This is a genomic window from Streptomyces sp. CA-251247 (genome assembly GCF_050952975.1).
Classification (GTDB): domain Bacteria; phylum Actinomycetota; class Actinomycetes; order Streptomycetales; family Streptomycetaceae; genus Streptomyces; species Streptomyces achmelvichensis.
The window spans coordinates 7470093-7482687 of the sequence record NZ_CP191861.1; the positions used below are offsets into that span (position 1 = coordinate 7470093).

8 protein-coding genes are annotated in these 12595 nt (G+C 69.3%); 6 read left to right on the forward strand and 2 right to left on the reverse strand.

Translation table 11 applies throughout. From position 1 onward, the window contains the following. Positions 1–38: 38 nt before the first annotated feature. Positions 39–1712 (reverse strand): lysyl oxidase family protein, encoded by a 1674-nt coding sequence (locus tag ACQPWZ_RS33320; protein ID WP_433573273.1) that lies wholly within the window; start codon positions 1710–1712, stop codon positions 39–41. 268 nt (positions 1713–1980) lie between these two features. Continuing rightward, positions 1981–4335, reverse strand: a complete 2355-nt coding sequence (locus ACQPWZ_RS33325) for a chitinase C-terminal domain-containing protein (protein ID WP_433573274.1) — start codon at positions 4333–4335, stop codon at positions 1981–1983. Between the two features lie 568 nt (positions 4336–4903). Here ACQPWZ_RS33325 and ACQPWZ_RS33330 point away from each other — a divergent pair. The 6 genes from ACQPWZ_RS33330 (at position 4904) to ACQPWZ_RS33355 (ending at position 12500) form a co-directional block, all read left to right on the forward strand. Further along, the gene (locus tag ACQPWZ_RS33330) at positions 4904–5965 is read left to right on the forward strand and encodes a LacI family DNA-binding transcriptional regulator (RefSeq protein WP_340477130.1); all 1062 of its coding nucleotides are present in this window, start codon (positions 4904–4906) and stop codon (positions 5963–5965) included. Between the two features lie 510 nt (positions 5966–6475). Continuing rightward, positions 6476–7720: a sugar ABC transporter substrate-binding protein gene (locus ACQPWZ_RS33335; protein ID WP_433573275.1), complete on the forward strand. Its 1245-nt coding sequence runs from the start codon at positions 6476–6478 to the stop codon at positions 7718–7720. 2 nt (positions 7721–7722) lie between these two features. Beyond that, on the forward strand, positions 7723–8694 hold the full coding sequence (locus ACQPWZ_RS33340; RefSeq protein WP_433573276.1) for a carbohydrate ABC transporter permease: 972 nt from the start codon (positions 7723–7725) through the stop codon (positions 8692–8694). Then, positions 8691–9548, forward strand: coding sequence for a carbohydrate ABC transporter permease (locus ACQPWZ_RS33345; RefSeq protein WP_433573277.1), 858 nt, complete (start codon positions 8691–8693; stop codon positions 9546–9548). The genes ACQPWZ_RS33340 and ACQPWZ_RS33345 overlap by 4 nt, the downstream gene beginning before the upstream one ends. A 54-nt stretch (positions 9549–9602) precedes the next feature. Continuing rightward, positions 9603–10802 carry a glycoside hydrolase family 1 protein gene (locus ACQPWZ_RS33350; protein WP_433573278.1) on the forward strand — a complete coding sequence of 400 codons (1200 nt, stop codon included), beginning with the start codon at positions 9603–9605 and terminating at the stop codon, positions 10800–10802. 228 nt (positions 10803–11030) lie between these two features. Beyond that, the gene (locus ACQPWZ_RS33355) at positions 11031–12500 is read left to right on the forward strand and encodes a glucoamylase family protein (RefSeq protein ID WP_433573279.1); all 1470 of its coding nucleotides are present in this window, start codon (positions 11031–11033) and stop codon (positions 12498–12500) included. Positions 12501–12595: the final 95 nt, after the last annotated feature.

Consider the following 12595-nt stretch of genomic DNA (forward strand, 5'->3'; position numbering starts at 1 on the left):
AGAGGTGACCGGGCCTCCGTGCTGTTTGTACCGGTGTGTCAGGGGGCGTTGATCAGGTCGTGCGGAGGAACGGTGACCTTGCGGGCACCCGCCTTGCCGCTGAGGACGACCTTGCGCAGGGCGACGTTGTTCTTGAGGTTCGTCTCCTGAAGCCGCTTCTCCGGGTTGGCGATGACCTGGATGTAGTACGTGCCGTTGGGCAGGTCCGTCACGTCGAAAGACTGGCCGGGACGGTACTGGGTGTAGGTGTCGCCGGAGCCCACGTCCAGGACCTCACGCACCGAGATCGAGCTCTGCTGGCCGCAGGCGGTGGACAGGTCGGTGTTGAACGGGTGCCAGTTGGCGTTCTTCACCGTGTAGTCGATCGCGTCGGTGTTGGCCAGGCAGAAGGCCTCCTTGCCGCTGCGGACGATCTCGCTCTGGTCGGCGCTCAGCAGGCGGTAGCTGGCGAAGTCGGTGAAGTGCCAGTGCTCGTGGCCGATGCGCGGGTCCCACTCCATGGTGCCGGTGGGGGTGTAGCCGACCTGCTTGCCCTTCGCGTCGTAGAAGTACTGGTAGGCGTCCATCAGGTCCTTGCCGGGACTGCGGAAGCCGTCCACGACGAGCGGCGCGGGACCGGCGTTCCACACGTTGGCGCTGAAGACCATGTAGTCCTTGCCCGGGACGTCACCGTCCTCGCCGTCGGAGATGCCGATGTCCCAGGCCGGCAGCGAACGCAGGTCGGGCTTGGGCACGTTGGGCACACTCGCCCGGCCGGTCGGACGCTTGGCGTTGGGCTTGAGGGCGGGAGCGATCCGGGAGCCGTCGGTGTGGCCCGGGCCGTCACCGAGGTGACCGGCCGCGCGGGCGGCCTTCAGCGCGTACGGCAGGGCGGGCGGCGCGGGCGCGTCGGCTCCCCGGCCCTCGTGGTAGGCGTGCCCGGAACCGGCAGCCGGCTTCCCGTGGGCGGCGCCGTGACCGGAGTGACCGGTCTTCGACGAGCTCACTCCTTCCCCGGGCGGGGTCCGGCCTTCACCGGGCGGGCTCTGGCGCACGGTCACCTTGAGCGACTTGGTCTCGTCGGGCATGCCGAACAGATCGCGGTACGCCTTGGTCACCGACAGCTTGGCGGTGTACTCACCCACCGGCAGGTTCACCGGCTCGGAGTAGTACCCGAGGTAGGTGTTGGAGGCCCAGCCGTTCTCGACACCCCAGACCGATCCGAGGGTGAAGGGGTTGGTGGGACAGCTCTCGGGATACTTCGACTTCGCCGGGGCGTCCGGGCGGATGCGGCCGGACGCGTTGTTCGGGCAGAAGGTCTCCTGCTTGCTGAGTACCTTCTTCCCGTTCTTGTCCGTGATGGTGACCTGGAGGAAGCCGGCCAGGCCGGTGAAGTCCTTGACGAGGCCCTTCGGCAGCGTCTTGGTCGTGGTCTTCTTCCCCTGGCGGATGACCTGTTGGGCCACGACAGGGTCCTTGTAGGACTTGCGCTTCACCTGGAACTCCAGGGGCGCGCCCTCGGCGGTGAGATAGGTGCCGAGGTCGAGATAGACCCCGGACTCCTCGTCCCGGTCGAGCGTGACAGCGGTGGAGGCGGCGATCAGCCGAAGCTTGGGTGTGGTCTGTGTCTTGGCGGCGTCGGGTGCGGCGGCGGCTACGCCGGCGATCACAGCCAGCGCGGCGGAGCCGGCGAGTGCGGCGCGCCAGAGACGATTGCGGTGAGGTCTGGTCATCGGTTCCTCGTCCTCAAGAGCCAGCGGAATGACCCGATCGGTTCTGATCGGAGCCTGGCCGACCTGTCAGAACGCAGGACGCCCGAACCGGTTGTCTGAGGACCCTCAAGTCGTCATTCGTTGTCCGAAAGGTGGCCGGTTCGCGAAGATCCGGCCGTCCCCCTGCCGTTTCGCCCCCTGGCACAGAGCACTGTGCTAATGGACGGGGCCCCGGCGGCACAGGAGAAAACTGTGCCGCCGGGGCCGCGGGTTCAGTCGGTCGAGGGGGTCAGCAGGCGCCGAGGTCCTGCCACACACCCCATTCCCCGGTGGTGCCGGGCTCCTCGCCCTTCGTCCACCACTTGGACTTCCACTGGTGCGCCTTGTGGGTCACCGTCGTCGGGTTGCCGTACTCGGTGGTCGAGCTCCACGCGGGCGCCGTGCAGGCGCCCGGACCGCCCGGACCGCCCGGACCGCCCGGATCGGTCGGGTCCGGGGAGGGGTCCGGGCTCGGTCCGGTGCCCGACCCCGGCTCGACCACCGTTGTACCGCGCGTCAGATCGCCTGCCAGCCCGTAGGTCCTGCCGCCGAACGTCACCGTCCAGTTCGAGGGGGTGGACGTCGGCAGGTAGTACACGAAGTCCAGCTCGACGGACGCGCCGGGCGCCAGGGTCTGCCAGGCCGGCAGCTTCAGCGACACCCGGTTGACGTCGCCCTTCAGACCGCCGATGTTGCTGCCGCTGTGACCACTGCGCACGATCGTGGTGCCGAAGCCGGACTGGTCCTTGGCGTTGGCGGGCGCCGAGGTGGCGTAGTCGAACTGGAACTCCGTGCCCCCGGGCAGCGCCGTCTTCGTGTTGTTGGTGATCCTGAGCTTGGGACTGATCGGGTAGTTGGAGTCGCCGAGGGGGAACTGGCCGAAGTCCACATCCACCGCGACCGCCTCGGTGGGCAGAGCGGTCGCGGCCCTTGTGGAGCCGTACGGAGCGGCGGTCCGGAACTTCTCGTACATCGCGGTGGTCAGCGTGTCACCGGTCTCGTACTGCCCCTTGGCGGCGTTCCATTCGTAGTCGCCCGCGAGCTCCCAGATCATCGTGCCGCCGATGCCGCGGTCGACGACATAGTCCGCCTTGGCGGCGACCGACTGCTCGTCCTCGGTGGACAGGAAGACCTTCTTCTGCGCGTTCCACAGCCAGGGCGCGACCAGGGTCGCGTCGTACTTGCGGGCGTAGGTGCCGGTCAGCGTGGTGTTCGCCGGGAAGCCGTACGTGGTGACGTAGTCGCCCACCACGCCCTTCTCCAGATTCTTGGCGTGCCACATGGGATTGGAGCCGGCCGGGGACTCGTTGCCCGCCGTGTCCTTGTCGTGCCAGAGGTTGTCGATGCCCACCGCCCCGTCACCGCACTTGGTCAGCGCCGACCCCGCCGGGCAGGTGGTGGTGGCCGCCTTGCCCCAGAGCCCGTCGGTGCCGCCCTGCACGTTCTTGAAGCCGCGGGTGTAGTACGGCAGACCGATGTTGATGCGGCCGGCGGGCATCGAGCCGCGGAAGTAGTGGTACGCCCAGTCGGTGTTGAGGTATCCGATGCCGCCGTACTGGGAGGTGGAGTACACACCGGCGGATGCCAGTTCGGCGTCCTTGCCGTCGTCGAACAGGGAGGCGTTGGGACCCACGTACTCGTTCCAGGCGCCGTGCAGGTCGTACGACATGATGTTGACGTAGTCCAGGTACTTCTGGACCTGGAAGGTCTCCATGCCGCGCAGCAGATAGCCGGACGAGGGCGCGGCCACGGTCAGCAGATAGTGCCTGCCGTCCGCGGCGCCCGCGCGGTCGAGCTTCTCACGCAGGGACTTCATGAGCGCCGCGTAGCCCTTGACCAGGCCCGCGCGACGGGCGTTGGACAACTGGTGGTCGAGCGGGTTCCCGGCGTCCTTCATCGATGTCGGGTACTCGTAGTCGATGTCGACGCCGTTGAACCCGTACTTCTTGATGAAGGTGACGGCGGAGTCGGCGAAGGTGTCGATGCCGGCCTGGTTCACCGAACCGTCGGCGTTGGTGGCCATCGAGTAGAAGCCGCCGGAGTTCACCCGCTCGCCGCCTTCGGCGAAGTACCCGCCGGTCTCGGCCCAGCCGCCGACGGAGATCAGTGTCTTCACGTCGGGGTGCTGCTTCTTGAACTTCGTCAGCAGGTTGAAGTGCCCCTTGTAGGGCAGGGTGGGGTCCATCTCGGCCCCGGCGACCCCGGGCCAGGTCAGCCCGGTGGCGGCGTTGGCCGGGGTGTCCGCGCCCACGGACAGCCGGTTGGCGGAGTCGATGTGCCCGAAGGCGTAGTTGATGTGGGTGACCTTGTTCCACGGGATGTCCGAGGCGAGGTAGGCGGGAGTGCCGTCCTTGCCGGTGCGCCAGCCGGTGAAGTAGCCGATGACGCGGCGCTGGTGGTCCGCGCCCATCTTCTCCCGGCCCTCGGCGTCGTAGACGGAGCAGTAGGGGACGTCGACGCCCGGGGTCGCGTAGAGCCCGTCGGGTCGACAGGACTCCTGGGCGGCGGCGTGGGAGACGCCTGAGGAGAGTGAGCCGGCGAGCAGCGCGGCGGCGGCTGCGCCGGCTGCGAGCAGCGATGCTCTGGTACGGGTGAGGGACAGCACGGTCGGATCCTCCCGGTGGGGGTCCCCCTGCACCCGCCGGGGCGCAGGGTTGATCGGCCTCGCACAACAACTGGCATGGGGATGGGTGCAGTTGGTCCCCGGAGGTGCGCACCGCGGGGGACCGGATCCGCGCAGGTGACGCAGAGATTAAGAGGACTAGACCAGTGCGTCAATAGGTCTGGACCATTCCGGTCGGGGTGTCACCGCACCGTGATCCCGGCAAAGCCTCGGGCGCATGGTGCGGCTCGCCGTGCAGCGGGCCATCACCGGGTGCCGCCGTCGGTCCTCACCTCTGCACTCGGCCGCGTGGTGACGGCCGACGGACCGCGGCCTCCCGGGGGAGGACCGATCCCACCTGACGACGGGCGACGGTCCTCGCGCTCCACCTGCGCCGGTTCTTCCGGCTTCCCCCGGATGTCCCGCGGCGCGCCGCACCGCGCCCCGACGGCGCCGCCGCGGGACCGCCTTGCCCGTACACCGGGTCGCGGCCTACTGTGAATGCGCTTTCACCGGGGTCGGTTCCCAGGAAAGCGCCTGGGTGTCGAGCTGTGAATGGACGGTCGGTCGGGTGAGTGCCCCCACGGTGTACGACGTCGCCGAACGATCGGGCGTCTCGATCGCCACGGTCTCGCGGGTCTACCGCAATCCTGACTCCGTCCGGGCCCAGACCCGCGACCGCGTGCTGGAGGCGGCCCGGGCCCTCGGGTACGTACCGAGTGGAAACGCGCGCGGACTGGCCAGCCGGCGCACCGGCGTACTCGGCCTCTGCTTCCCCGACTACGCCGACCCGGCCGCGGAGAGCGGCGGCGAGTCGGACGACGAGTACGACGATTCGGCCGTGATGCTCTACTCCGACCAGATCATCCGCGGTATGGAGCGGGCGGCCAGGCGGCACGGATACGCGCTGCTGATCGCGGCATCGCTGGAGGGCGGGCCCGAGAGCCTGGTCGCGAAGGTGGCCGGGCGGGTCGACGGCTTCGCGGTCCTGGCCCGGACCGTACCGACCGAGGACCTGGAGCTGATCTCGCGACGGCTGCCGGTGGTGATGCTGGCGGGACCGCGCGAGATCGACCACCTCGACCACATCGAGGTGGCCAACACGGACGGCGAGCGGGAACTGGCGCGCCATCTCATCCGGGACCACGGCCTCACCCGGCTCGCCTTCGTCGGGAGCGAGGAGCATTCGCCGGACGCCGAGGCGCGTTTCCGGGGCTTCCGGGAGGCGTGCGCGGAGGCCGGTCTGCCGGTGCCCGACGCTCCGGACCTGCGCGCCCCGATGATGACGCAGCCGGAGGGCGAGCGCGCCGCCGACGCGTTGCTCGACCGGGCGGGGGAGCGCCCGCAGGCATTGCTCTTCGCCAACGACCAGATGGCGGTGGGGGCGTTGCGCGCGCTGGAACGCCGGGGTGTCCGGGTGCCGCAGGACATCGCGGTCACCGGCTTCGACGGCATTCCGCTCGGCCGGCTGGTCCGGCCCGCCCTGACGACGGTCCGGCAGCCGATGCGCCGCCTGGGCGAGGAGGCGGTGGACCTGCTGGTCCGACGCCTGACGGGCGACCGCGACAGTCCTCCCGTGTCGATGGTCCTCCCGGTCTCCCTGGCCCGGCGCGCGAGTTGCGGGTGCGGCTGAACGGGCCGGTGGTACGGGGGTAGCAGGGGCCGGCCTTTCGCACGGCAAACGCGGTGCATCCCGCACAGCTCGGCCCTGCCCGACCCGTACGCCGCGATGCTCCGCGTGCCGCGCAGCCGTGCATCCGGTACACCGCGACTCTGCGCATCCGGCGACGCTGCCCGTCCGGCACACCACCACGTTCCGCACGTCGCGGAGCTGAACATCCCGCATGCCGTGGACACGTGTATCCCGCACACCGCGCGCCCGTAGCGAGCGCTCCCGGCTCATCGGCCGAGTCTCATGGCGCTCCGGCGACGCCGCTCCGTACCGCGCCCAGCGTGCGGAATCTTGTCTGCCGCTTTCGTTCCGCAAATCCTCCGCTTAGCCTTCGACGGGCACCCGCCGGTGTCGCGCCCGTTGCGAGAACGTGACCTGAGCCCCTCTTGCGGTGGCCGGAAAGGCTGCATGAGAGTGATGTATGCGCTTACAGACTGCGCATACATTGCGGAGCTCAAGGAGGAGCCGTCCATGCACCGCACCGCTCGAACCGTTTCGGCCGCCCTGGCGATCTCGCTGGCCTGCGGACTCACCGCATGCGGGTCGGGAGGTGAGGGAGTCGCCGCCGACGCCGAACAGACACTGACCGTCTGGGCGATGGGAGCCGAGGGCGAGAAACTCGGCGCGGTGGCCGCGGAGTACACCAAGGCCAACCCCGAGATCGACGTCAAGGTCACCCCGATCGGCTGGGACGTCGCCCACCAGAAGCTCGTCTCCGCGGCCGCCGCCGGGACGCTGCCGGACGTGATGCAGATGGGCAGCACGTACATGGGCGAGTTCGCCGAACTCGGTGTGCTGGAACCGGTGGACACCAAGACCTTCGACAAGAAGGACTTCTTCCCCGCCGGCTGGGAGCAGGGTGTCGTCGACGGCGAGGTCTACGGCGTTCCCTGGTACGTGGACACCCGCGTCCTGTACTACCGCACCGACCTCGCGCAGAAGGCGGGGGTCGGCAAGCCCCCGGCGTCCTTCGCCGAGCTGGAGAGCATGGCGTCCGCGTATCAGGACAAGGCGAAGACCAAGTGGGGCATCTACCTCCAGCCCCGTGGTCTGGACACCGTCCAGAGCTTCTACCCGTTCCTGTACTCGGCGGGCGGTGAGATCGTCGACGAGAACGGCAAGGCCGTGGTGAACAGCCCTGCCGCGGTCGGCGCCTTCGAGCAGTACGGTGCCTTCTTCGACAAGGGCCTCAGCACCAAGAGCGTGCAGCCCGGATACGACCCGCTGAAGGACTTCAACACCGGCAACGTCCCGATGTTCTTCTCCGGCCCGTGGATCAGGACCCTGATCGACGAGCAGTACCCGGACCTCGAGGGCAAGTGGGCGGTCGCGAATGTGCCGACCGGAAAGTCCTCCACCTCGATGGCCGGCGGTTCCAGCCTGGTGATCTCCAAGGACAGCGAACACAAGGCCGCCGCCAAGGAGTTCGTCGCCCATCTCACCAGCGCCCAGGCGCAGGCCGACTGGTACCGCCGTACTCACGACCTCCCGGCCAACCTCGCCGCCTGGTCCTCCGGCGAACTGGCGGAGGACCCCGGCATGAAGGTGTTCTTCCAGCAGATGAAGACCGCGAAGTCCACACCCACCCTGCCCACCTGGTCGGAGATCTCCGCCTCGGTCGACACCGCCCTGGAGTCGGTGACACAGGGCAAGGCCTCCGGACAGGAGGCCGCCGGCAAGGCCCAGTCCGGTGTCGAGGACCTGGTCTCGCGATAGCCATGAGTACCACGACCACACCGGCCGCGAAGACGGCCGGCAAGCGGAGCGGACCGGCGGACGGGCGTGTCCCGGCCGGCGGGCCGCCGCGCCGCCTCGGCAGGCAGAACGCCGCCGGGTGGCTGTTCTCCACCCCCTTCCTCGTGCTGTTCGCCGTGTTCATGGCGTTCCCGATCGTCGCCACGCTCCTCATGAGCTTCACCGACTTCGGGCTGCGCAACGTCACCCACCCGCTCGACGCCGAGTTCATCGGCCTGGAGAACTACGCCAAGCTGTTCGAGGACGAGAAGTTCCTCGAGGCGCTGTTCAACACCGCGTACTTCGTGGTCGTCGGCGTCCCGGTGACGGTGCTTCTCGGCCTGCTCGTCGCCGTCCTGCTGAACAACGGCATCGACCGCGCCCGGACCTTCTTCCGCGTCGGCTTCTACGCGCCCGTCGTCACGAGCATCGTCGCCGTCGCCGTCGTATGGCGCTTCGTCCTCGACCCGACGGACGGCCTGATCGCCGGACTCGCCGCCGAAGCCGGCTTCACCGCACCCGATTTCCTGGGGTCGGAGACGCTCGCCATGCCGTCGCTCATCGCGATGGCGGTCTGGCGGAACCTCGGCACCGTGATGGTGCTGTTCATCGCCGGGCTCCAGGCCATCCCCACCGAAGTACGGGAGGCCGCGCGGCTCGACGGCGCGGGACCCTTCCAGGAGCTCCGGCGGATCACCGTGCCCCTGCTGCGGCCGACCACGCTGTACGCGTCCGTCATCACCACGATCGGCTACCTCAACGTCTTCGAGGAACCGTTCGTGATGACGCAGGGCGGCCCGTCGGACTCCACGCTCACCGTCTCTCTGCACATGTACCGCGAGGGCTTCAACTTCTTCCACATGGGCTACGCGAGCGCCATGGCGTACGTCCTGTTCGTGGTCATCATGGCCGTCACGGTGCTCCAGCTCCGACTGCTGAAGGACAACACGTCATGAGCGGCACCCGGGCAACGGGCATCCGAGGCGCCTCCCGCCTCCGCAGGCCGGCGGTCTACGTCGTCGTGTCCGCGGGCCTGCTGGTGATGGCGGCGCCGTTCCTGTGGATGGTCCTGTCCGCCTTCAAGACGGACCGCGAACTGACCGCCAGTCCTCCCGTCTGGATTCCGACGGAGTGGACGTTCCACCACTTCACCGAGCTGCTCGACCGGCTCGACATGCCGCTGTACTTCATGAACTCGGTGATCGTCGCCGTGCTCGTGACCGTCTGCAACCTCGTCTTCTGTTCGATGCTCGGCTACGCGCTGGCCAAGCTGGACTTCGGCGGCCGCAGCAAGGTCTTCGCGATCGTCCTCGGCGCGCTGATGGTGCCGGGCAATCTGATGCTGCTGCCGCTCTTCGTCCTGATGAGCAGGCTTCAGCTGATCGACTCCTATGCCGGACTGGTGCTGCCGTTCGCCGCGGGCGCCGTGGGGGTCTTCCTCATGCGGCAGTTCATGCTGTCGATCCCCAACGACCTGCTGGAGGCGGCCCGGCTCGACGGGGCCGGCGAGTGGTTCATCTTCTGGCGGATCGTGATGCCGCTGGTGAAACCCGCCCTCGCGACCCTGTCGATCCTGACCTTCCTCGGCTCGTGGAACAACTTCGTCTGGCCGCTGATCGCCACCAACGACCCAGGCAAGTACACGCTGCCGGTCGCACTGGCCACCTTCGCGACCGACCCGAACAAGTCGGCGGGCTCCAACGGCATGCTCATGGCCGGATCGTTCCTGGTCGTCCTGCCCGTCCTGATCGTGTTCATCGCCCTGCAACGCCACTTCACCCAGGGCATCGCGACCGCGGGCATGAAGTAGAGCCGCCCGGCGCCCCCCGATTCCCCCCACCGTCCGTACCGGAGAGTTCTCACGATGACGCACAGCACCACCCCCTTCCCCGACGGCTTCCTGTGGGGCGCCTCCACCGCCGCCCACCAGATCGAGGGCAACAACACCAACAGCGACTGGTGGCACAAGGAGCAGGGCGGTACCTCGCACATCGAGGAGCCCAGCCTCGACGCCTGCGACAGCTACCACCGCTGGGACGAGGACATGGACCTGCTGGCCGGACTCGGGTTCACCGACTACCGGTTCAGCATCGAATGGGCCCGGATCGAACCCGCGCCCGGCCACTTCTCGCGCGCCGAACTCGCCCACTACCGGCGCATGGTGGACGGTGCGATCGCCCGCGGGCTGCGCCCGATGGTCACGCTGCACCACTTCACCGTTCCGCAGTGGTTCGACGAGCGGGGCGGCTGGACGGCCGAGGGGGCCGTCGCCCTGTTCGCCCGCTACGTGGCCGCGACGGCACCGGTGATCGCCGAGGGTGTGCCGTACGTGTGCACCATCAACGAGCCCAACATGATCGCCGTGATGGCGGGAGCCGCCAAGGCGGGCGACGTGGGCTTCCCGCCGGCCGGACTTCCCACCCCCGACGAGGAGACGACCTGGGCGGTCATCGAGGCGCACCGCGCCGCCGTCAAGGAGGTCCGGGCCCTCAACCCGCAGATCAAGGTCGGCTGGACGGTCGCCAACCAGGTCTACCAGGCGCTGCCCGGCGCCGAGGAGGTCACGGCGGCCTACCGCCACCCGCGCGAGGACGTGTTCCTGGAGGCCGCGCGGGACGACGACTGGGTCGGCGTGCAGTCCTACACCCGTACACGCATCGGCGCCGACGGACCGATCCCCGCCGCCGAGGACGCCGAACGCACGCTCACGCAGTGGGAGTACTACCCGGCGGCTGTCGGACACGCGCTGCGTCACACCGCCGGCATCGTCGGCGACGTGCCGCTCGTCGTCACCGAGAACGGCATCGCTACGGCGGACGACACACGCCGCGTCGACTACCTGACCGGCGCGCTGAACGAAGTGGCCCGGGCGATCGAGGACGGCCTGAACATCCGGGGCTATCTCGCCTGGAGCGCACTCGACAACTACGAATGGGGCTCGTACCGGCCCACCTTCGGCCTCATCGCCGTCGACCCCGAGACGTTCGCCCGCACCGCCAAGCCGTCCGCGGTCTGGCTCGGCGGACTCGGCCGCAGCCGCGAACTCCCGCGCGGCGAAGGCTGACAGCCCGCTCTGCACTGCCGCTGACACCGCACCCGGCATCCCCCTTGCCGGACACCGCGCCACCGGGCAGCACCGCCCGGTACGGACCGGGGACGGGCGGACCCTGACATCCGCCCGTCCCCCGCTTCTCCCGCGCCGCCCGCCGGCTCACCGGCGGACTCGCCGGACCGACACGCCCGTACGAACACCCACCTCTCCCAGTCCCCAGACTTCAGGAGCCGGATCCGCATGGACCGTCGTTCGTTCCTCGCAGCCACCACCGCAGGGGCCGGGGCCGCCGCCCTCTCCCTGACCTCGTCCGGCAGCGCCACCGCCGCCGGCCGGCGGGAGCCCGAAACGGCGCTGCTGCGCCGCTGGTTCCGCGACACCTACCGGTCGATCGAGGCCATGACGACCGACATCGGTCTGGCCGCCGACACGCTCGACCTCAGCCGGGCAGGCGGCCCCGTCGTCTCGCAGAACACGTCCCCGACGAACATCGGGTGCGGACTGTGGGCCACCGTCGCCGCGGCCGGCCTGGGCGTCATCGACAGCGACACGCTGCACCGCCGCCTCACCCGCACCGTCGCCTCCGTCGAGAAACTGGAACGCCATCACGGGTTCTGGCTCAACTGGTACGACGCGCACGACGGTTCGGTCCTGACGAGCTGGCCCGGCACCGGAGACCCGGTCCGGCCCTTCCTGTCCTCCGTCGACAACGCCTGGCTGGTCACCGGACTGCGCATCGCGGCATCCGCCGAGCCGCGGCTGCGCAGCCGTATCGCCCGGCTCCTCGCCACCGCGGACTGGTCGTACTTCTACACGCCGTACGACCCCGCCGACCCGGTGGCCGGACCGGGCCAGCTGCGCGGCGGCTTCTGGACGGACACGGGGGAGCCGACCGCGCACCACTACGGCGCCCTCAACACCGAGCCCCGGATGGCCAGTTACCTCGGCATCGCGGACGGTTCGCTGCCGGGCGGGCACTACTGGCACATGCTGCGCACCATGCTTCCCGAGCACGAGCAGGAACAGATGCCGCAGGGCGCGTACGACACCGTCGACGGCGTCCGGCTCAGGCAGGGGCACTACACCTACCGCGGGCGGAAGCTGATCCCGACCTGGGGCGGCTCGATGTTCGAGGCGCTGATGGTGCCGCTCTTCGTCCCGGAGGCCTCCTGGTCACCGCGGTCCTGGGGCACCACCCACCACCGCTTCGTCCGTTCCCACATCGAGCACGGCCTCTCCGAGGCACGGTACGGCTACTGGGGGTTCTCCCCGTGCAACGTGCCGGAGGGCGGCTACCAGGAGTACGGCGTCGACGCCATCGGCATGCAGACCGACGGCTACGCCTCCAACACCGACCGCACGTACGTCACCCCGGGCGAACCGCTGCCGCCGGCATCTGCGTACACCAACGGCGTGGTCACCCCGCACGCCTCCTTCCTGGCCCTGCCCTACGCCCGACGGGACGCCCTCGCCAATCTGCGCGCCATCGACCGGGACTTCGGCGCGTACGACGACGGTTACGGCTTCCGTGACTCCGTCAACGTCCGCACCGGCCGCGTCAGCGACTTCGTCCTGGCACTCGACCAGGGCATGATCGCCGCGGCCCTGGCTCAGGAGCTGCGCCCGGGACTGCTCCAACAGCCCTTCACCACGGGCGGGTTCAGCTCACGGGTGCGCCCGCTGCTGGCGAAGGAGCGCTTCAGCATCTGAGAAGCGTTCCGGTGCCGAAGATTGCGGCGAGGCGCGGAGAGATCGTAAGCGAACGGGTGTTCCGGGACGACGGGTGCCTCACGGAAGGGTGATCG